The sequence below is a fragment of the Lacipirellula sp. genome (genome assembly GCF_965279485.1).
Taxonomy (GTDB): Bacteria; Planctomycetota; Planctomycetia; order Pirellulales; family Lacipirellulaceae; genus Lacipirellula.
Genome location: NZ_CBDIIC010000001.1, coordinates 937226 through 957832 on the forward strand (window position 1 = coordinate 937226; position 20607 = coordinate 957832).

Annotated in this window: 16 protein-coding genes; 9 read left to right on the plus strand and 7 right to left on the minus strand. The window is 58.9% G+C overall.

The window, feature by feature from the left end; all coding sequences use genetic code 11:
* Nucleotides 1-95: 95 nt before the first annotated feature.
* The 4 genes from ACQY7R_RS03950 to ACQY7R_RS03965 all read left to right on the plus strand — a co-directional run bounded on the left by ACQY7R_RS03950 (nt 96) and on the right by ACQY7R_RS03965 (nt 3870).
* Nucleotides 96-1004 carry an ABC transporter ATP-binding protein gene (locus tag ACQY7R_RS03950; protein ID WP_428304296.1) on the plus strand — a complete coding sequence of 303 codons (909 nt, stop codon included), beginning with the start codon at nt 96-98 and terminating at the stop codon, nt 1002-1004.
* Nucleotides 1005-2063, plus strand: coding sequence for an ABC transporter permease subunit (locus ACQY7R_RS03955; protein ID WP_428304297.1), 1059 nt, complete (start codon nt 1005-1007; stop codon nt 2061-2063).
* On the plus strand, nt 2060-2986 hold the full coding sequence (locus ACQY7R_RS03960) for an ABC transporter ATP-binding protein (RefSeq protein WP_428304298.1): 927 nt from the start codon (nt 2060-2062) through the stop codon (nt 2984-2986). Before ACQY7R_RS03955 ends, ACQY7R_RS03960 begins: the two co-directional genes overlap by 4 nt.
* Before the next feature lie 86 nt (nt 2987-3072).
* The gene (locus ACQY7R_RS03965) at nt 3073-3870 is read left to right on the plus strand and encodes an ABC transporter permease (protein ID WP_428304299.1); all 798 of its coding nucleotides are present in this window, start codon (nt 3073-3075) and stop codon (nt 3868-3870) included.
* 172 nt (nt 3871-4042) lie between these two features.
* On the opposite strand, the gene ACQY7R_RS03970 is transcribed toward ACQY7R_RS03965, so the two are convergent.
* The 3 genes from ACQY7R_RS03970 to ACQY7R_RS03980 all read right to left on the minus strand — a co-directional run bounded on the left by ACQY7R_RS03970 (nt 4043) and on the right by ACQY7R_RS03980 (nt 7870).
* Nucleotides 4043-4801, minus strand: coding sequence for a ThuA domain-containing protein (locus ACQY7R_RS03970; protein WP_428304300.1), 759 nt, complete (start codon nt 4799-4801; stop codon nt 4043-4045).
* 13 nt (nt 4802-4814) lie between these two features.
* Nucleotides 4815-6116 carry a Gfo/Idh/MocA family protein gene (locus ACQY7R_RS03975; RefSeq protein ID WP_428304301.1) on the minus strand — a complete coding sequence of 434 codons (1302 nt, stop codon included), beginning with the start codon at nt 6114-6116 and terminating at the stop codon, nt 4815-4817.
* 137 nt (nt 6117-6253) lie between these two features.
* Nucleotides 6254-7870, minus strand: a complete 1617-nt coding sequence (locus ACQY7R_RS03980) for an MFS transporter (protein WP_428304302.1) — start codon at nt 7868-7870, stop codon at nt 6254-6256.
* 597 nt (nt 7871-8467) lie between these two features.
* On the opposite strand from ACQY7R_RS03980, the gene ACQY7R_RS03985 reads away from it, so the two are divergent.
* The 4 genes from ACQY7R_RS03985 to ACQY7R_RS04000 all read left to right on the plus strand — a co-directional run bounded on the left by ACQY7R_RS03985 (nt 8468) and on the right by ACQY7R_RS04000 (nt 13952).
* Nucleotides 8468-9067, plus strand: coding sequence for a 3-keto-disaccharide hydrolase (locus ACQY7R_RS03985; protein ID WP_428304303.1), 600 nt, complete (start codon nt 8468-8470; stop codon nt 9065-9067).
* 45 nt (nt 9068-9112) lie between these two features.
* Nucleotides 9113-10609, plus strand: a complete 1497-nt coding sequence (locus tag ACQY7R_RS03990; RefSeq protein ID WP_428304304.1) for an enolase C-terminal domain-like protein — start codon at nt 9113-9115, stop codon at nt 10607-10609.
* Between the two features lie 69 nt (nt 10610-10678).
* Nucleotides 10679-12577 carry a DUF1549 domain-containing protein gene (locus ACQY7R_RS03995; RefSeq protein ID WP_428304305.1) on the plus strand — a complete coding sequence of 633 codons (1899 nt, stop codon included), beginning with the start codon at nt 10679-10681 and terminating at the stop codon, nt 12575-12577.
* 73 nt (nt 12578-12650) lie between these two features.
* Complete coding sequence (locus ACQY7R_RS04000; protein WP_428304306.1) at nt 12651-13952, plus strand: DUF1501 domain-containing protein; 1302 nt, start codon at nt 12651-12653, stop codon at nt 13950-13952.
* 38 nt (nt 13953-13990) lie between these two features.
* Here the strand turns inward: ACQY7R_RS04000 and ACQY7R_RS04005 are convergent, their stop codons facing one another.
* From ACQY7R_RS04005 to ACQY7R_RS04020, 4 genes are all read right to left on the minus strand, one after another.
* Complete coding sequence (locus tag ACQY7R_RS04005) at nt 13991-15493, minus strand: sulfatase-like hydrolase/transferase (protein ID WP_428304307.1); 1503 nt, start codon at nt 15491-15493, stop codon at nt 13991-13993.
* The gene (locus tag ACQY7R_RS04010; protein ID WP_428304308.1) at nt 15490-16275 is read right to left on the minus strand and encodes a 3-ketoacyl-ACP reductase; all 786 of its coding nucleotides are present in this window, start codon (nt 16273-16275) and stop codon (nt 15490-15492) included. The genes ACQY7R_RS04005 and ACQY7R_RS04010 overlap by 4 nt, the downstream gene beginning before the upstream one ends.
* A 96-nt stretch (nt 16276-16371) precedes the next feature.
* Nucleotides 16372-17826, minus strand: a complete 1455-nt coding sequence (locus ACQY7R_RS04015) for an arylsulfatase (protein ID WP_428304309.1) — start codon at nt 17824-17826, stop codon at nt 16372-16374.
* Between the two features lie 102 nt (nt 17827-17928).
* A complete protein-coding gene (locus tag ACQY7R_RS04020; protein ID WP_428304310.1) occupies nt 17929-19230 on the minus strand; it encodes a Gfo/Idh/MocA family protein in 1302 nt (433 codons plus the stop codon).
* A gap of 192 nt (nt 19231-19422) precedes the next feature.
* On the opposite strand from ACQY7R_RS04020, the gene ACQY7R_RS04025 reads away from it, so the two are divergent.
* A complete protein-coding gene (locus tag ACQY7R_RS04025) occupies nt 19423-20583 on the plus strand; it encodes a XylR family transcriptional regulator (RefSeq protein WP_428304311.1) in 1161 nt (386 codons plus the stop codon).
* The last annotated feature ends 24 nt before the right edge of the window (nt 20584-20607 follow it).

Genomic DNA, 20607 nt, shown 5'->3' on the forward strand with positions numbered 1-20607 from the left:
CCCGGTAGGAAAGCGGGCCGCCGATCGCGCTTTGAAGGTTGAAGGCGCATGCGTTAGATTGCCTCTACCCCCGGACGCTATCCAGAGGAGCGGCTGTGCTCTTTCAGTTCTCCAATGTCACCAAAAAGTACGGTTCGATCACGGCGCTCAACGATTTGACGTTGTCTGTGCCGATCGGCGCGATCGGTTTGCTTGGGCCGAATGGCTCGGGCAAGACGACAATGATTCGGACGCTGCTGGGTCTCATCCCGGTGGATGCCGGGACTGGCCAGGTGCTGGGAAAAGACTTCCGTCGGCAGCAACTCGAAATCCGCCGGGAGATTGGATTTGCTCCCGAGGACGAGTGCCTGTTTCCCCACACCGTGGGGGTCGATTTTGTGGCGTACGCCGGTGAATTAGTGGGAATGAGCCGGATTGATGCGCTGCAGCGGGCGCACGAGACGCTCGACTACGTCGGCCTGGGCGAAGCCCGCTACCGGAAAGTCGAGTCGTACTCGACCGGGATGAAGCAACGCCTGAAGCTCGCGTCCGCAATCGTTCACGATCCCAAGATGCTGATTCTCGATGAGCCAACGAACGGGATGGACCCCGACGGGCGACAAGAGATTCTCGAATTAGCTCGCGATCTGACGCGGAATAAGGGAATGAGCCTGCTCTTCTCCAGTCATCTTCTTCCTGATGTCGAGACGGTCTGTAACCATGTTATTGTCATCGCCGCCGGCAAGCTGCTCGCTCAAGGCGAAATTGCGGACCTGAAGCAAGTTCACAGCCAGTCGTACGAAGTACGCGTCAAAGGCGAGCTCGCTCCCTTCGCCGAACGCCTGCGAAGCTGTGGCTGCGTCGCCGAAGTCGCTACAGACGTGCTGAAGGTTCTCGTGCCTCTCGGAGCAACGCCGCAGTTGATTTGGCGCGCAGCAGCGGAGGCTGGCGAACAGATTCGCCACTTGAAGCCCCAACGCAGCACGCTCGAGGAAGTTTTTCTCTCATCCCTGGAGCGCGCGTAGATGCCTATTTTTGATCAAGGCTATCAGCATTGGTCGGGAACGCTTTCCGGGCGTAGTTGGCGTTGGCTGCCGATTACGCGACATGGGATTCGCGTGGCGCTGACGAATCGTTGGCTGCGCATCGCATTGGTTATTTCGTGGATCCCGGCGCTTGTGCTCGCCACGGCGCTCTGTTTTTGGGGATTGATTGAACAGCAATCGGAATTGATTCAATCCTTCCTGCCGCTGCTCGGTTTCATCGACCGGGAAATGCTCCTCGATCCGCGGGCGTACCGCCAAGAAGCGTGGGCCCTCTGTTACGGCTATTTCATGCTGACTGAGCTACGGCTCGCCATGTTGCTGATCCTCATTGTCGGCCCGAATCTCATCAGCCAAGATCTCCGTTACAATGCCCTGCCCCTCTATCTTTCGCGGCCTTTGCGGCGCATCGATTATTTTATTGGTAAATGGGGAGTCGTTGTCGCGTTCTTAGGCGCCGTCACCATCGTTCCATCGATCGTCGCCTACGTGCTTGGGGTTTTATTTAGTCTCGACTTCGGCATCGTGAAAGAGACGCTTCCCTTGCTGTTGGCGAGCATTGGGTACGGACTGATCATCGCCGCATCGGCGGGAACGCTCATTCTCGCGTTGTCTTCGCTATCGCGCAGTTCGCGTTACGTCGCGATGTTCTGGCTCGCCGTCTGGATTGGTTCCGGGGTCGTCGCGACGGTGCTGCAAGGCATCGAGCATCAACAGCGACGGCATGCCGCGATCCGCCTCGACCGACGCGATCCCAGCGCTTACGTCGAGCAGGAGCTCACGGCCGCTCGCACCGACTGGCGACCGCTCGTTTCCTACACGACAAACCTGGCGCGCGTCGGCGAAGAGATGCTCGGAACGCCGGCAGCGTGGGACAAGCTGGCTCAATTGCGCCCCAGCGCCGAGCGAGATATGGCGCGACTGCGCAACGTAGGCTCGCAGTATCCGTGGACTTGGTCGGCGGGCGTACTGCTCGCACTCTTCGGGCTCTCAGCGTGGCTCCTCAATCGTTCCGTCAAATCCCTGGACCGGCTGAAATGACGCCCGTCGTTGAATTTCGCGATCTGTCGAAGTGGTACGGCAATGTGATCGGCGTCAATAAGTTGACGCTGGCGATCCCCGCTGGCGTCACGGGATTGCTCGGCCCCAACGGAGCAGGCAAGAGCACGCTTCTGCAGTTGGCGACCGGTCAGCTTCGGCCGAGTCAGGGAGTTGCGCGAGTCCTGGGTCAAGACGCGTGGAATAACCCTGGGCTCAACCGCTCCATCGGTCTCTGCCCGGAGCAAGACCGATTCTATGAATGGATGACCGGCTGGGATTTCGTACACACGTGCGCTCGATTGAGCGGATTAACTAGATCAGCGGCTCGCGACGCGACCGCGCGGACAATCGGTGCGGTCGGCATGACCAGGCATCAGCAACGAGCGATTCGCGGCTACTCCAAAGGCATGCGGCAGCGGATCAAGATGGCTCAATCGCTGGTCCACGATCCAGAGGTGCTGTTCCTGGATGAGCCATTTACGGGCACCGATCCGATCGCTCGCCGCGACTTGATGGACATCGTGTTGCGACTGAGCGACGAAGGTAAGAGCGTCATTGTCTCCAGCCATGTCTTGCACGAAGTGCAGTCGCTCACCTCTCGAATCGTGCTGTTGAATCACGGCCGCCTGGTTGCCGAAGGGCATGTCCGCGAGATTCGCAGTCTCATCGATAAGCACCCGCATCATATTGTTCTAATTTGCGAAGAGTATCGGCAGTTGGCGAGTCGCGTGTCGCTGTGGCCGGACGTCGAAGGCGTCCGCATTCTGGAGCGTGAAGGAGGCCTTATGGTGGAAACACGCTCACCCGACGATTTTTACGGACGCCTGCCCGACCTTTCTCTTGGCGAAGGACTCGCGATCGAATCGGTCTACTCCGACGACGACAACTTGGAAGCGGTATTCAAGTACTTGGTGAGCAAATGATGGACGCAAGCACCGCTTCCTCGCGATCAAACGGACATTCATCCGGGACCTCGGTTCGCGGACTTATCGCGCTCTATGCGCTTTCAGTGCGGCAGCACTTGCACGGTAAGCGGTGGCTCGTAATCAGCGCGTTGTTCTCGATCCCCGCAGCGTTGGCGTTGCTGGTGAGGTTTACCTCGCCCGATGTTCCGCCGCGCGGCCTAGAGTTTCTGCTGGGCATGATGCTTCTGCCGCAACTTCTGATTCCGCTCGTCGCCCTGCTCTATGCATCTGGAATGATCGAAGATGAGCAGGAAGAGCAAACCATTACGTACCTGTTGGTCCGCCCGCTGCCCAAGTGGGGCATTTATCTTGTTAAGTTCCTCGCGACGGTCACGACGACGGTCGCCTTAACGGCGGCGTTCACGGCGCTCGCCTTTGCTGCGATCTACGTGGGATCCGGCGTTCCCTTTGCTGAGTGGAGCGTGCGGCTCGCGAAAATCGCTGGCCTTCATTCGTTAGCCGTCACCGCGTACTGCAGCCTCTTCGGCCTGTTGAGCCTGCTGACAAAGCGGGCGCTGATCGTTGGCGTCGTCTACATCGCAGTCATCGAAGGGCTGCTCGCCAATCTTCCGTTCGGCATCCGACTGATTACCGTGATCTACCACGCCCGGATGATCGCCTATCGCTCGCTGAGCTTCGTCGTCACCACGCCGCATATGGAGGAGGATATTGCCGCGGAAGCGTGGCAGCTCAACTTGCGCGAAGATCCGCAGCTGTTGTTGCACCCCGCCGCATCGACTTCCTTCACGTCACTAGCAATGGGAACCATCGCTTGCGTCGTCTTGGCGGCTTGGCTCTGTTCACAACGGGAGTTTCACGTGAAGACGCCCGAGAAGGCTTAGCATGCCGGCCGCGAACTGCAGCGTCTGGGAAAATGCTTGAGCTGAATCTAGGAGCCACTCAGACGCATCGCCCATTCGCTTTCAATGGCACTGCACGAGAAGGCGCCCGCGGTAAGGCTGGATTTCACTGGGACGAACTGGCTCGGCTCGAATTTCGTCGGCCAGTCGAGGCCTACGGTTGCTCGCGTTCATCCCGCTCTGCGACCCAAAATATCGCGTTGATCAGTAGTTTCCGAAACTGCGTAGTTTTGAAGTCTGACGGCCCCCCGAGTGAAGTGTAAAAAACTCTTCCGCCATTGTTAATGCGCGTCCAGGCAACCGGTTCTTGGTGCGATTCTCTGTCGCCGCGCAATAGCAGAGTCGTATCTGGCGCTAGCTGCGGGTTCTTGTAGAGTTTTTCGCTCGATTCGAACGGCGTCACGCCCGCCAGTGCGGGATGCTTGGTTTCAACAAGCGAGATACGAGTGAAAACGCCGCTACCGTAGTGGCCCCGATAGTCGCCTCCGAATACTTGGCGATCGAGGTCGAGCCAGTTTTCAAAAGCATGGCTTGCCGTGCGCAGCCCCACAATCGGCCTACCGGACAAGCAATACTCTTTGACGGCGTCGAGTTGCTTGCCGTCGATCTTCAGGCGCCTCGTGAACAGCAGCATCACGTCGCAAGAACTCAGAGCGTCGAGGTTAAGTAGATTGTCGACGGCGGTGGCGAAGGCGCGCGAACACTTTATCGGGTAGTTGCGCTCGACCTCGGCCTGAAATGCCGCCAGCGATTCATCCGACTTATACTCCTCGGAGCCGGAGAGCATGCAGACCCGCAGCGGTGGCTGTTGCGATTCGGCAGCGCCGAGACGCAACGCTCCGTTCGACAGGCCGACGCCAATCGCTGCGCCAGCAATATTCAGCAGCGCCTGTCGGCGGTTCTGGAGTGCCATCAATCGAATACCTTTATCGGGTGGATGTGAGCGACCAAGGAGCTCGGTAGGGACGGCTAACCATTTGAGCGACGACGTCGTCGCCTATCACCTGCTCCTTGACCGGATCCCAGCGAACTTCCTTGCCGGACTGAATGGCAATATTGCCCAGGTGACAAACGGTGGCCGAGCGATGACCGATGGCCACATCGCAAATCGGCAATTCGCGCGTCTCGATGCACTGCAGCCAGTTATCGAGATGATCGTCGCTACGGTAGAGTTCGACGAAATTTTCGCTGGGCGGCATCAGCTCAAGATCGGAAGGCGTCGTTTTGAGTTCTTTACGATTGACCGAAATTGTGCCGCGATCGCCTACAAACGTCGTGCCGCTGGGTTGATCATGCCCGCAGTAGAGAGTCGTGCCGTCGCCGTAGTCGTAAACGACCTCAGACCACTCGGGGACTTCAAACAACTTGCTCTGGTGGTAGCGAGCTTTGCCAAGGGCGGAGACGGGCCCACTGCCATCCTTGCCGAGCCCCCACTGGGCGATATCAAGATGGTGGGCTCCCCAGTTGGTCATCTGACCGCCGGAATAGTCCCAGAAGAAGCGGAAGTTGTAATGCACGCGGTTCTTGTTGTATGGGCGTTTGGGAGCGGGGCCCAACCATTGGTCGTAGTTGAGTTCCGGCGGCGGATTGCCGTCGGGGACTTCCGGACCTTTAAAGTTTACCTTGGAAATTCCGACGCGAACCGTGTGCACCTTGCCGATCGCGCCAGATCGCACGAGTTCGCACGCGCGTCTGAACCGCGCGTCGGACCGTTGTTGGCTGCCCGTCTGAACAATTCGCTTGTTGGCGCGCACTGCCGCTACCATTGCTTGGCCCTCGGCGATGGTGAGCGTGAGCGGCTTTTCGCAATAGACGTCTTTTCCGGCGCGGCAGGCGTCGATCGTCGCGAGCGCATGCCAATGATCGGGGGTGGAAATGACGACGGCGTCGATGCTTTTGTCATCGAGCAAGCGACGGTAATCGTTGTAGGTCGCGCAGCGTTGGCCGCTGCGCTGCTCAATCAGTTTTTGAGCGTCTGACATTCTGGCTTGGTCGACGTCGCATACGGCTGCCAACTCAACGCAATGCGTTTTCTTGAGCAATTCTTCGAGGTTCTGCATTCCCCGGTTGCCGACGCCGATCAGTCCGAGGCGGATGCGATCGCCCGAGGCTGCCGACGATGGGTTGCCGTGCAGGCGCGTCGTCAGCAGCGACGAGTTAGCGAACACAGCGGCGCCGACGAGCGTTTTCGATGACGAAGCCAGAAAATCGCGACGGTTGGCGTTCATACGACAGATTGTTCCATCACAAGGTCACTGAATATCGAGTCGGCACGACGAGAGCGGTCATTCTTCGAATTGATCAGCATGCGGTCAGGGGCTGACGCTACTAGCTGGAGCGTCATCGATTCCAGTTCTAGTGCGAACTAATCCGGCAGCGGCTTTCCCTTCGTCTCTGGCCCGAGCCAGATGATGGCCACGCCCACAAGGTAGATGGCGGCAAGCGTCGCTCCCGCGCGGGGAAAGGCCTCGACTTCAACGCGTTCAGCGGGAATGTTTCGGGCGAAGTAGGCCGTCAGCACAGCGGTTTGCAGCGATCCGACGGCGGAGAGGACGCGGCCGAAGTTGTAGGCGAAGCCTTGGCTCGTGGCGCGAATGCTTGTTGGAAAAAGTTCCGGCAAGTAGAGCGGAAACCAACCGTAGAATGCCGCCGTCACGCCGCCAGCGACGAAGATGGACGCAAGCAACTGGGAACCGTAGGCGTCATTCGCCAGATACAAATAAACGAGCGAGGCGAACGAGCCGATGCACAGGATGACGTAGGTCGGCCGGCGACCGATCGCTCCGCCAGCCAGTGCGGCGAGGATCGTGCCAATGATCGCGCCGAGCGATGCGGCGATTTGCGCGTATTCCTTGGCATGATATGGGCCGCCGTCAACGGGGAGTTGATTGGCAAGAGCGATCGCCCATTTCGGCGCCCACTGAAACGAGCCCCAAGTCCCCAACAGCGGAATGCCAGCGAGACAGGCGCCGAGTAGCAAGAGATTGAGGTTGCGGCGCCGGTCAGCGGCGGTCAGTTGTCCGGCGGCATGCGCGCGGCCCAAGTAACGTACTACCGGATAGATGTAGCCAACGAGCGCGGCGACGAATCCTATCCCCGTGGCGAGAATTCGCAGCGGTCCGAGCCAGTTTGGCGGCGTGCTCCCCTCGGCAGGCGAAGAAAGCGTCCGCGCGAACTGGTCGAACGCCGGCGACCACAAAAACACCATGACCGCAGCGCCGAACGCGCCAACGACGACGCCCAGCAAGTCTTGCGTCGCCCAGTAGGAAGTTTCCTGCTCGCTCGCGGCCGCTTCCCACTTGCGCGACTCGGGAACGAAAAGACGGATGAAGAAGACCAAGAGCGCCGGTAGCGCGCCGGCGATCATTAGTAGTCGCCAACCGTCGCCGTGGAGAAGCGTTTGAACTGTCGCCTCCGGTAGACCGACGGCGCTGAGGAACTCGCCGAAGCCTTGAATGAAATTCACCAGCACCAAACTCAGTAAGCCAACGGCCAAGAAGCCGACGTTCGCCGCAGCGCCGATGAGCCCTGCCAGGAACGCGCGCGAGCGGTTCGGCCACAGTTCCGTGACTAGGGCCACGCCGAGCGACCATTCGCCGCCCATGCCGAGCGAGGCGACGAACCGCAGTGCGGCGATGTGCCAGGCTTGGGTCGCGAACCCGCAAAGGCCGGTGAAGATTGCGTAGGTCAAAATACTCAGGGACATCGCCCGAACGCGGCCAATGCGATCCCCGAGCCAACCGAAGACGACGCCGCCGGTTGCGGCGCCGATCAGGAACACCGCCATGATGACGCCGAACCATTGGTCCTTCGCCGCCGGATTGGCAGATAGTTCGTCGGCCAGCAATTCTTTGAGCGCGTTCGGCCCGACCAGCGGGAACATGCCGATCTCAAAGCCGTCGAACATCCAACCAAGCAGCGCGGCCAATAGGGCCATCCACTTGCCGCGTTGACCGCCCGAAGCTGCGAGGTCTTGCGCCATTGAGGGCCGTCGTCGATCTGCTAATAAAATGAAGGAGTGCTTGGCCTGCATCAGCCAATCGTCATCAGATAGCGTCTTCTAAGAGTAGCTAGTTTTACGAAGTGCGGCGCGTGAGCTTTGAACCTGCTACGAGGACGCTTCAACTTATGTCGTTGTCGCGCTGCAAAGAGGAAGAGGCAAAACAGGCGAAGACGTAGCTGAGCAGAAACGCCCCTGCGTCTCTCGACTATCTTCTACCACAAATTCCAGCGCCATCCTGTAGAAGTCAATCAGGTTCCTAGCGCGGAGTTTCAACTTTTTCCATTCACTCTTACTGGCGCGGTGGCGAAACGCTTCCTGCGGCTCGACAAGCCAATATTGGCGTGCTCATAATTGCCGCACGGGCGCCACCTTCGGCGGTCGTACAAGTTCTTGTTGCGGCAATTTCGCTGAGCGCCGTCATTAGATCGTCCCAGGCATCGCGTTGCGTCTGCTGAGCCAGACGATTCATCATCAGCGCAGTTTCATTGGCGAAGTTTGATGAATTTCAGGCCGCTGTCCATGGTTCTTACGGCAACGTTTTTTGCCGGGTCAGCATTGTCCGCAAGCGCGGAAGATATGTGCCGTCCTCAAACGCGATGCGATGCCTCCGCGACGTCGCTGTTCAATGGAAAGGATTTGAGCGGGTGGGTCGTCGAAGGAGCGGATCGCGATGGCCAAGGCAACTCGGTGTGGCGGGTGAAAGATGGAATCATCGAGTGCCAGGGACATGGCATTGGGTACCTCCGTCACGCGACAAAGCATAACGATTTCGTCCTTTCACTTGAGTATCGTTCAGCCCCCGGAACGAACAGCGGCGTCGGCTTTCGGCACCGATCATTTACTGGGGAACTCGACACTCGCGTCTCGCTCACTGGATTTGAGTTACAACTTTTGGATGACTATGGAACTCCCCCGTCAGTCAACTCAAGTGGCGCGCTGTATCGCTACGTCGCGCCAAAGCGTAACGCGATCAAACGCCCGATGGAGTGGAACGCTCTCCTCATTGAGTGTTGCGGCGAACATGTGCGAGCGACGTTAAACGGCGTGCTCATTCAAGATGTTCAGCAAGCGTCGTTCCGTGAGATTCAGCGAAAGCCGCTAAGCGGCTACATCTCTCTTCAAAACCATGGCGGCAATGCGAGCTTTCGCAACATTCATCTTCGAGAACTTAAGTAGTGCGCGCAACCGCGACTTCGCACTGCTCGCGATGGAAGGTCAGACGTGGCGAATTCAACCAACAAGCGTGCCGAGGGAGTGACCGTCGTCGCGGCGGACGTATACTTCCTGCCGGTTCGGACCCGCGTTCCATTAAAATTTGGACGGGAAACGCTCACCGAAGTCGAATGCTGCCGAGTCGCGGTCATTGTTCAGGATCGCGCGGGCCGGACAGCCGTCGGCTGGGGCGAGACGCCGCTCTCTGCTCAATGGGCGTGGCCGTCGGATTTGCCCTACGCGGAGCGAGCCGCGGCGATGCGTCAGTGCGCCATCGACGCCGCCAGGGCATGGGTAGGAAGCGGTGAGTATGGTCACCCAATTGACTTGGGAGTTCATTTCCAGGCAGGGCAACTACCAGCGCTGCAGAAGATCGTCAGCGATCAACTTGAAGGCGAATCGCTTCCGTATTTGGCGGCGCTCATCAGCATTAGCGCCTTCGACGTCGCCGTCCATGACGCCTACGGCAATCTGCACGGGATTGACGTCTTCGACGCCTACTCGGCAGAGCACATGCCGCATGATTTAGCGCATTACCTGCAACCTGCTACGGAAGGCGTTTCGTTCGCGGGCAAGTTCCCGGCCGATTTTCTGACTCCGGGCCGACTCCAATCACTGCCAGTCTGGCATTTAGTCGGCGCGCTTGATCCGCTTGTTCCGGCAGACGAGGACGTGTCGCAACAAGTCAACGACGGCTACCCAACGCTGCTCAGCGATTGGATCGCTCGCGACGGCTTGCGATGCCTCAAAATCAAACTGCGGGGCAATGACGGCGAATGGGATTTCCGCCGGCTGGCTGAGGTCGGCGCGATTGCCGCCGTCCAAGGCGTAGAGTTCCTGAGCGCCGACTTCAACTGCACCGTCCAGGAGCCAGCGTATGTGGTCGCCATTTTGGATCGCCTGCGCAGCGAGGAACCGGCGACGTTCCAGAAATTGCTGTACGTCGAGCAACCCTTCCCCTACGATCTTGCGGCGCATCGTCTCGACGTGCGCCAGCTCTCGGCCATCAAACCGCTCTTTCTCGACGAGAGCGCGCACGATTGGCGGCACGTTAAACTTGGGCACTCGTTGGGTTGGAACGGGGTCTGCTTGAAGACCTGCAAGACGCAAACTGGTTCGATTCTTAGCTTCTGCTGGGCACGCGCTCATGGCATGCAAATCATGGTGCAAGATTTAACCAATCCAATGCTAGCGCAAATTCCTCACGTGCGTTTGGCTGCGAAGGTGTCATCGATCATGGGAGTGGAATCCAATGCGATGCAGTTTTACCCCAACGCCTCGTTGCCTGAAGCAAGGATCCATCCAGGAATCTATACCCGCAAAGACGGCCGGCTCGATTTGAGCACACTGGGAGCTACAGGGTTCTGCTACCGAATTGATGAAATCGATCGAGCGCTGCCCGAGCCGGCGGCGAGTTTTACGAAATATCAGCGAGTTTGCCGCGATAAATGGGGGCTACCAGGTTACCAAGCAGGCTCCGCTCCGGTAACGACGCCCAATAGCTGAAACGGCCGCTATGACTTCCTGATAGCTCGTCGCCCTGAAGCCGAATACCATGGATAGGAATTGGCCCCGTTGGCAATCGCGATCGGAAACGTCATGCGCGGCGCTTGCTTCCTCATTTTACTCGCGCTAGCCGCTGCATCTTTTGCTGCAGCGGCAACGTGCTACGCCGCGCCGCTGAGTCAGGCGCAAATTGTCGAGCGTGCAGCCGCGATCGATCGGTTCATCGACGAAGCGCTCAAGCGGGAAGGAACGGCGCCGCTGCCGAGGACTTCCGACGAGCAGTTTGTGCGGCGACTTTATCTTGATGCGATCGGACGCATTCCTACTCGTCGCGAAACGGAAGCGTTCGTCAAGTCGACTGCCGTCGAGAAGCGAAGTGCGCTGGTCGATAAGCTGATCAGGTCGCCCGGCTACGTAAGCCACCAGTTCAACTACTGGGCCGACATTCTCCGCGTGAAGGAGACGGACGAAGGGGGAATTACACGCGCGTACTATATCAAGTGGTTGAAAGACGCTTTAGGGCGGAACATGCCCTACGACGCGATGGTTCGCCAACTGCTGGCGTCGAGCGGGTCGGGCTGGGAACACGACAACGGCGCCGTGGGCTATTACCTGCGAGATCGCGGCATGCCGCTGGACAACATGGCGAACACGATGCGGGCGTTCCTGGGAACGCGCATGTCTTGCGCGCAGTGCCACGACCACCCCAACGACCGCTGGACGCGTCACGAGTTCTTTCAAATGGCCGCGTTCACGCATGGCCTCGAAACGGAGAACCGCGACGAACGCTTTCGTCAAATTGTCCAACGCGAAAAAACCCTCGGCGACATTGAGCTGCAATCCTACTCTCAGTTCATCCGCAACACGTACCATCGCGACGTCGTTCATGGCAACGGCATCGGTAAAATCAAACTGCCGATCGACTACCAATACGGAGATGCGGAGCCGGGCAACGTGGTGATGGCCCGGACGATCTTTGGCCCGGAACTCGCCATTCCTCCCGGTTCTTCGACAGCTGACTCCCGCAAGCTCTTCGCAGACTGGGTGACTTCTCCTGACAACCCTCGCTTCACGACGGTCATCGTCAATCGTTTGTGGAAGCGCAGCTTGGGACGCGGTCTGTTCGAACCTGTCGACGAGATCGTCGACGGCACGACGGCGTCGCATCCCGAACTCATGGCATATCTTGAAACGTTGATGAAGGAATTGCGATACGACATGCAGGCGTATCAACGCATCCTGTTCAACACCCAGGCCTATCAACGCAGCGCCGACCCCGTCGAACCAGAACCTGGCCAGGGCTATAACTTTCGTGGTCGAACCCTAACGCGCATGACAGCGGAGCAGACCTGGGATTCGTTGATGACGTTGACTGTTGACGATGTTGATCGCCAACAAGCGGGCGTCCACAGCGATGCGATCACCTACAGCGGTTTGCCGGTGTTGGTGGGAAAGAAGGACAACTACTCGCGGTTTGAGGAAGTGAGGCGCCATTCGGTGGACGCCCATTGGAAGTACGTCGCCGCGGAGGTGCCTGTGCTCAAGGCCGATATGGAAATGAAGCGTAGCAAACAGGCCGTGTCTTCGTTCAACGGTTTGGCTAGAGCTTCGGAACTGCATGCTCCGGAGTATCCCGCCCACTTTTTGCGAATCTTCGGGCAATCTAACCGAGAGTTTATCGAAGCGGGCAGCACGGCCCCCACCGTGCCGCAATTCTTGTCGATGTTTAACGGAGTCGTCGAAGCCTCGATTATCGAAAACCCTCAATCGCGGCTGATGAAGGATCTTACCGACGCCACCAGCCTTGATGCAAAAGTCGAAGTTGCGTTTGTCAGCATTCTCAGTCGCAAGCCGACTGCAGACGAGTTGGCGTTGATGAGGCGGACGCTGGAAGAAGCGGATGTTCCAGCGATCGACGACGTGGTTTGGTCGTTGCTCAACACGCACGAGTTTATTTTTGTGAGGTAAGTCGGGCAGTCAAACCAATAAGTCCGCGCAGGCTTCTTGGAGTTCGTAAGGCGTCACTATCAAGATGGCAACTATGTACTCGAACAGAGTACCTGAGCTCACCCGTCGGCAGGCAATTGTCGGCGCGGCGAAGGCGTTGCTCGGCGTTGGATTGGCGCCATTGTCCGATTCGCTGCTCGCATCAACTGCCCAGGGAGCAATGACGGCGCCCAGTCCTGCCGCCAGAGTGATCTACCTCAACATGATCGGCGGCTTGAGTCACATTGATACGTTCGACGTGAAGCCCGAGTCGCCAGACGTCCAAGGGCCAGTAAGAGCGATTAACACGAACGTCGCCGGCGTTCGCGTGAGCGAATTCCTGCCTCGGCTGGCGAATCTGATGGATCGAACGGCCATCATTCGCTCGATGACATCCAATCAGGGAGATCATCCTGCGGCCCAGTATCTGCTTCATCGCAGTTACTTGCAGGGGGGGACGATCTCGCACCCCACGCTGGCCGCCTGGGCGCTGCGCTCGCTCGGGAAAATCAATCCGGAACTGCCTGGCAGCGTCTCAATCGCCGGCAACGACGATAGCGTCAGCACCGGTTTTCTCGAGTCGCAATTCGCGCCTGTGCCGATTGGCGATCCGCTGCAAGGCCTTCCTAACAGTCGCCGCGCGGCGCGTGTGAACGACGCCCAATTGAGTCGGCGTCTCAAGCTATCGCAAGCGCTCAACCTAGAGTTTCGCGCGCACTACAAGTCTCGCCAAACAGATTCGCATGCGGACATGTTTGCCGAAGCCGTGCGGCTGATGAAGAGCCGAGACCTGCAGGCGTTCGACGTCGCGGAAGAACCCGACTCGCTGCGCACGCGTTACGGGGCCTCGTCGTTTGGGCAAGGATGCTTACTCGCGCGGCGGCTCGCGGAACATGGCGTGCGGTTCGTGGAAGTGGGGCTTGATGGGTGGGATAGCCACTACGACAATTTTGTCGTCGTCGGAGAGAAAGCGGTGATCATCGATCAAGCCATCAGCGCCTTGCTGACCGACCTCGAGCAGCGGGGAATGCTGGAGGATACGCTCGTCGTTGTGGGGACGGAATTTGGCAGGACGCCCGCCATCAATCCTGCGCACAAGAATGGCCGAGACCACCACCCTAAGGCTTTTAGCTGCCTACTAGCCGGCGGCGGCGTGCAGGGAGGCCAAGTTTACGGCTCTACCGACGCCCAAGGCGCCGAGGTCGTCGATCGCGCGGTCGCCATTCCAGATTTCAACGCCACCATCGCCTGGGCGCTGGGGCTGCCGATTGAGGAGAAGATTGCCGATCCCTCAGGACAACTCTTCCAGATCGCCGACAATGGTCGACCGGTGAAGGAACTCTTTGGTGTCAGCTAGTCTCTGGCATAGTGAGGCGCGTGCGAATGAACGCGGCTTTATGAACTTGGCTGCTGTTCAGCAATAATGCCCGCCTTGCGGAGTCGCAGGATTAATTCATCCGGATCGTACGGGCAGTCGGCGTAGACGTCTGTTCGCCACGCATCAAACGCTGCCTTCATTTCGGCGACGACCGCAGAGTGGTCGGTCGCAATGCTGTGACGTTCCTGAGGGTCGTTGGACAAGTCGTATAGCTCGGGAGGTTTCCCAGGCCCCGGCAAGACCAACTTCCAATTCCCGCGGCGAATTGCAGCCAAGCGGCGATGAAACTGCTTCATGTGAACGCCGACGCCACGCTCCCAGAACAAGCTGCGTTCCGGAAGCCGCCCTTCGTCCGAAAAGAGCGGCGTCAGGTCAACGCCGTCGAGTTGCAACTCTGCCGGCACTTCGGCTTCGGCAGCGACCGCGAATGTACGGAACAAATCCATCGACATCGCAGGAGCATCCGCTTGCGTTCCCGGCTTGATCACTCCCGGCCACGAAACGATCGTCGGCACGCGAACGCCACCCTCATAGAGATTCGTTTTGCGTCCGCGAAACGGCGTCGCGCTGCCGTAATCCACGGGGCCGTTGTCGGAAGTGAACACGACCAGCGTGTGTCGATCCAATCCTTCTTCTTCCAGTGCTTGCAGCACGCGACCAACAGCTGAATCCAACGCTTCGACGACTTCTGCATAGGCGGCATGCAGATCAGACCGCGGCCCCTTCTCATTTCCATCCCACGCGAGGTCCCGATCGCCGGGGGCGAAGTATGGCACATGCGGAGCTGTGAAAGGCAGGTAGACGAAAAAAGGCTGATCGCTTGGCTGACGGATGAAGCCGATCGCTTCGTTCGCCAATAGGTCGGTATAGTATTCTCCGGAAGCTTCCGCGAGTTCGCGATCGCGCCAAAACGTCGAACGGCCGCGTTGATCGCGCATGGCGAAGTTGTCGCCGGCGCCCGCCGTGGTTCCAACGAAATGGTCGAAGCCGTTGTCCATGGGATGCTGTGTCGACATTTCTCCCAGGTGCCACTTTCCGATACATGCCGTTCGATAGCCGGCTTTCTGTAGCAGTTCTGCGATCGTCGTTTCGTCGGCGCCAAGGCCGGTGAAAGGGGTTTCTCCGGTGGAAGCGGTCTGCTCCATCGCCTCGCTGAGTTGGCCGAGGACGTTGATGACGCCGGTGCGATGCTGATAGCGTCCCGTCATCAGCGCTGCGCGCGTGGGGCTGCATACCGCGTCGTTCGCGTAAAAGCTGGTGAGCATCAGCCCGCTTTTTGCGAGGCGATCGAGATGAAGGGTCGCGGGGGGCTTCGTCCCCGGCGGCGCAGGCTTTACCGTGCGCCAAGCCACGCCGTCGCGAAAGCAGGCAACGTCGCCATACCCCAGGTCATCGGCGACGATCAGCAGGATATTCGGCGGAGCGCCGCTGGAAATCTGTGCGGCCAGAAAAGACGAAAAGCAAATCGCGAAGAATGCCGGCAACCTGAACGCGGCGCTCACGATCCGAACGGTGTTCATGCAATTTCTTTCAACAAGGTCAAGCCGCCGTCGACCGTGATCGCCGCACCCGGGGCGTAGGTAACGTCTCCGCGCGCTAGCATGGCAACGGCGCGGCCGATGTCAGCTGGTTCTCCCCAGCGAGGTTCGATCGTTAGTCCGTTCGCAATGAGACGGTCGTATTTTTCCGTGACGCCTTTGGTCATGTCGGTTCGGATAATCCCTGGTCGGACTTCGTAGACCTGGATTCCTTCAGTCTGAAAACACGCGCAAAGCACCTTCGTCATTTCGGAAACGCACGCCCAAGAAATACAGTAGTCGCCCCGGTTGACGCTGGCCAACACGGCGGAAATTGACGAGATGTTGATAATGCATCCCGTAAAGTCGGCGCGTTCCGCGCGTTGCTCCTTCATCCACAATGCAGCGGCTTGCGCGAGAAAGAATGCGCCCTTGAAGTTAACGTCCATGACGCGATCGAACGCTTCTTCCGTGGCGTCGAGAATGTCGACGCGACCAGGCGATGTGATGCCGGCGTTATTCACGACTAAATCGAGCCTGCCAAAACGGCGTCGAATGCCGGCGAGCATAGCGTCCCGATCGGCAGCCGAGCTAACGTCGCTGCGGACGTATTCGACGTCGGCGCCCAGCGCACGCAAATCATGAAGTACCTGTTCGACTTCATCAGCAGGCCGCATGCCGTTGACGGCTAAGTTCCAACCGTCACCGGCAAGCGCGACGCAAATGCCGAAACCGATGCCGCGACTTCCGCCAGTAACCAGTGCAACGCGTTGGGGTGATTGCATTTGAAGTCTTGCCTGAGTCGGTGAAGTTGTCGTTTCACCCGCATGTTAACCCGACGCATTGCCTTCTCAAAGCACGCGCCTGCTCCGTGCCGCCCGCTACTCTCCGCGAAGACGTGCATCTTGAGTTAACTGTTCTTCGTAGAGCTTGCGGTAAGGATTAACCTCTGGGCCGACCGCCTGCTCATTGACCAGGCGCGGTTGCACTTGCCGCCACCACCGGTCGTACTCGACGCTCAACTCGGCGGCTATTTCCGGGTGCTTTTCGATCACATTGGCCGTCTCTCCGGGATCTTCTTGTAGATCGTACAGTTCACGACTGTCGACAAGCTGAAATCGATTGTTGCGAATCGAGCAATTCTTAAACTTTGAATCGACGGCCTGGCCTCGCGGCCACCGCCCGACGTGCGTTACGAGGATGCGATCCGGCCATTCGGTGCGAGGATTCTCCAGCAACGGCACCAAGCTGCGGCCTTCGATTTGGTTGTTCTCGACCTCAGTAAGCTCGACGGCGGCCAATTCCGCAAGCGTCGGAAACAGATCGATGTGCACACTCAACGCATCGCACTTCACGTCGGCAGGCAGATGCCCCGGCCAATGCCAAAATGCCGGGGAGTGGACGCCTCCACGATGCGCCGAGCCTTTTCGACCTCGTTCGCCAGAACTAAAGAGATGCGTTCGCGTGCCGCCATTGTCACACATGAAGATGACAAGCGTGTTTTCTTCCAACTTCCACTCAGCGAGCGCTGCAATCAGCCGTCCCACGTTGTCGTCGATGTTGGAAATCATGGCGTAGTACGCGGCGTCCGCAGTCGTCAGTGGTTTGCGGTCGATCTCTTTGCCGGCGTACAAGCGGTCATAGCGCGCGCCCGGACTTACGAGCGGTTCGTGAGGCGCGTTGGGAGTGATCAGTGCGAAAAATGGCTGGCCGCTTTGTTTCCGCTGGCCAATCCACTTAATCGCTTCGGAGAAGAAGACGTCTGTGCAATATCCCTCCGTCCGTTCGAATGTTCCGTTGCGTCGAACTACCGGATTGAAATAAGAATTGTTGGGCACATCGCCGCAACTTCCCGGATACGATTGACCAATCCCGCCGGCGCCATGGATAAAGACTTCGTCGAAGCCGCGCCGATTTGGCTGGTAGGGTTCTTCATCACCGAGATGCCACTTGCCGAAAATGCCGGTCGCATAGCCGGCGCGACGCAAGGCCTCAGCGACGGTGACTGCGTCGAGTGCGAGTCGCTCGCGTTCCTCGATTGTGTGGGTGACGCCGCTCTTGAATTCGTGCCGGCCCGTCATAAGCGCCGCACGAGTCGGCGCGCAAGTGGGGCTGACTTGAAAATTCGTGAAGCGAAAACTGTTCGACGCCAGCGAGTCCAGATGGGGCGTTTGAATGAGTGGATTGCCGTGACACCCCAAATCTGCATAGCCCATATCGTCGGGCATGATGAGGATGATGTTGGGTCGAGATCCGCGCAACGAAGCGGCGGGGGACGCTGCGCTGGCGCTGCAGGCAACGGCAGCGACGAATGCAAAAGCCAGAGAGAATTGCATGGAGCATTTCTCCAAGCGATTGCGAACTGTTCTCTCGGCGCCGTTCACGTCATCTGGTGGAATCAATCGAGGCCTCGATGCAACGCAAGTTTACGGAACTCACTAAACGACCTCGAATCCGGAACGCTGCTCACGGCTCAGCCATGCGTTCGCCTCAGCGTCGTTGACGAACGTTTCCGACCGGCCATCCCAATGCAGCGCCCGTCCCAATCGCATCGAGATATTCCCCAAGTGGCACGTCGTCGCGCTGCGGTGTTGGCTCTCGACGTCGGAAATCGGCTGTTCTCTGGATTCGATGCAATCGAAGAAGTTGCCCATGTGATTAATGATCGCGTCGAGCTTCCCGGTGCGCGGCGGGCGCTCGACATTGTCATGAGCGTACAACGTGAATTGCTCTCGCGGCAGGGGATTCCGCTGCAAATCGTCAACTGGCTTTCCCGCCAACGTGCCGCGATTGACGAAGACGCGACCGTCGGAGCCGATGAATAAAATCCCGTTTCTCCCCGTGTCGCTAACGGTCATCGTCACATCGTTCGGATAGTCGTAGGTCACGTGGAAGTCGCGCGCCACGTCGTAGCCGTTCTTTTCGTTCTGGAAGACGGCCTCTCCTTTGATACCGACAGGGTTGTCTCCGATGGCCCACTGAGCAATGTCGAGGTGGTGAGCTCCCCAGTCGGTCATTCCTCCGCCCGAGTATGCATACCACCAGCGGAAGTTGTAGTGAGAACGCTCGTACTGAAAGGGAACGTCGGCAGTCTGGCCCTGCCACAAATCCCAGTTCAAGTACGGAGGCGGCGACGCCAAATCAAATGGCCCGCCGACGTCGTTCTTCCCGAGCACGACCTCGACGCGTTCAAGCTTGCCGATTCTGCCTTGGCGGACGAGTTCAACCGCCAAGCGAAACTGATGATCGCTCCGTTGCCATGAGCCGACTTGCACGACGCGCTTCGTCTCGTTGACGACTTGGCGAATCAACTTGCCCTCGTCGACGGTCAGCGTCAGCGGCTTCTCGCAATAGACGTCTTTGCCGGCTCGACACGAGTCGATCAGCATCTTCGTATGCCAGTGATCGGGCGTGCCGATGGTGACGACGTCGAAGTCACCGTCGGCAAGCATTTTCTTGTAGTCTTCGTAGATCTTCGGCGTGCTGCCGAACGACGCTCGCGCTTGCTCGCGAACATGGCGGTCGACGTCGCAGATGGCGACGATCTCGCCATACTCCTGAGCCTTCAGCGCGATCACCGTCCCTTGGTAGCGCATGCCGATACATGCCACGTGGAGCCGGCGCTTCGGCGGGCCGGCGGGAGCGGGAGCCGAGCGAGCTGCTGGACTTGCGACAATGGCCGCGGTCGCCGCCGATGCTGTTTTCAGAAAGGTACGCCGGGAGTTCGTCGCCTTCGTCATGCGTAGTCCGAGAAGAGAAACGCGGGGCAATATTTTCGCTATTCTCAGCTCCGCCGACAAAGCGGGTCAATCAGATTCCTGCGATCAGGAATCAGGTATTCGACGGCCCAGCAGCCCTATACGAGGATATCGTTAATGAACTATAGATAGTTTGCACTCGGCTCGCCTCTCTTCGAGCAAGATTGACTCCCCATGGCGAAGAAAACTCCTCACGTCGCGCTGCTGATCGAGACGGCCCGAAGCTACGGGCGCGGCTTGCTGCGCGGCGTGCGGCGGTACATCTCGGAACAGGGCCCCTGGTCGGTCTATATGGAGCTGCGGGCGCTCGACTCCCAGCCGCCGGAGTGGATCGAGCACTGGAAAGGCGACGGCATTCTTGTCAGGACCGGAAACCAGGCGATCGTCGACGCCGTCGTAGCCGCCAACTTGCCTGTCGTCGAACTGCGAACCAGCCGGCTCATGCCTGGCTACCCGTTTGCCGGCGTCGACAATCGAGCCGTGGGAAAGATGGTCGCCGAGCACTTCGCGGCGCAAGGTTTTCGCCGTTTTGCGGTTTATGGCATCGACACCGAAGATTTCTTTGAAGAACGCTGCCGTAACTTCGTCGAAGCCGTCGCGGAGATGGGGTTTCACTGCGAGGTTTTCAATCAAGACCACGGCGGAGAACACCCACTCGACTGGGAGCAGCAGCAACTTCAACTCGTGAAGTGGATCCAGCAGCTTCCAAAGCCGATTGGCGTGCTCACGTGCACCGACCAATTGGGATTCTGGTTTCTCGACGCCTGCAAACGGGCCAATGTCGCCGTTCCAGAAGAGGTAGCGGTCGTCGGCTGCGAGAATGACGAATCGCTGGCGACGATGGCATCTCCCCCCATGTCGAGCGTTCAGTTTCATGCCGAACGAACCGGCTACGAAGCCGCCGCACTGCTCGATCGCTTGATGAAGGGCGAGCCGCCTCCGGCGGAGCCCACGCTCATCGCCCCCTTGGGCATCGTCACCAGGCAATCGTCCGACATCGTCGCCGTCGAGGACAAGGAAATTGCCGAAGTCCTGCGTTACGTTCGCATCCAAGCGCCGCTGGGGCTGAGCGTCGAGGAAATCCTGCGGAGATTCCCCTTCTCGCGCGCTGCCCTCGATCAACGGATGCGGGACGCCATCGGCAGGACGACGAAGGCGGAGATCGTTCGCGTCCAGCTAGAACGGGTCAAGCTGCTGCTAGCGGAAACCGAATTATCCCTGGCGCAGATTGCGGATCGAGCGGGATTTCGGCACCCACAGTACATGGCCGAGCTGTTTAAGAAGCGGTTTGGCCTGACTCCGGGGTCCTTCCGCGCGAACGCCCAGCGGCACTAGGGCCTCCCGAGACGGCCCATTCGC

Bases quoted from the DNA above. Each gene is read 5' to 3' on its own strand.
- ACQY7R_RS03955 (WP_428304297.1), top strand. From the start codon at position 1,005: ATGCCTATTTTTGATCAAGGCTATCAGCATTGGTCGGGAACGCTTTCC.
- ACQY7R_RS03960 (WP_428304298.1), top strand. From the start codon at position 2,060: ATGACGCCCGTCGTTGAATTTCGCGATCTGTCGAAGTGGTACGGCAAT.
- ACQY7R_RS03970 (WP_428304300.1), bottom strand. From the start codon at position 4,801: ATGGCACTCCAGAACCGCCGACAGGCGCTGCTGAATATTGCTGGCGCA.
- ACQY7R_RS03975 (WP_428304301.1), bottom strand. From the start codon at position 6,116: ATGAACGCCAACCGTCGCGATTTTCTGGCTTCGTCATCGAAAACGCTC.
- ACQY7R_RS03980 (WP_428304302.1), bottom strand. From the start codon at position 7,870: ATGGCGCAAGACCTCGCAGCTTCGGGCGGTCAACGCGGCAAGTGGATG.
- ACQY7R_RS03985 (WP_428304303.1), top strand. From the start codon at position 8,468: ATGTGCCGTCCTCAAACGCGATGCGATGCCTCCGCGACGTCGCTGTTC.
- ACQY7R_RS04000 (WP_428304306.1), top strand. From the start codon at position 12,651: ATGTACTCGAACAGAGTACCTGAGCTCACCCGTCGGCAGGCAATTGTC.
- ACQY7R_RS04005 (WP_428304307.1), bottom strand. From the start codon at position 15,493: ATGAACACCGTTCGGATCGTGAGCGCCGCGTTCAGGTTGCCGGCATTC.
- ACQY7R_RS04010 (WP_428304308.1), bottom strand. From the start codon at position 16,275: ATGCAATCACCCCAACGCGTTGCACTGGTTACTGGCGGAAGTCGCGGC.
- ACQY7R_RS04015 (WP_428304309.1), bottom strand. From the start codon at position 17,826: ATGCAATTCTCTCTGGCTTTTGCATTCGTCGCTGCCGTTGCCTGCAGC.
- ACQY7R_RS04020 (WP_428304310.1), bottom strand. From the start codon at position 19,230: ATGACGAAGGCGACGAACTCCCGGCGTACCTTTCTGAAAACAGCATCG.
- ACQY7R_RS04025 (WP_428304311.1), top strand. From the start codon at position 19,423: ATGGCGAAGAAAACTCCTCACGTCGCGCTGCTGATCGAGACGGCCCGA.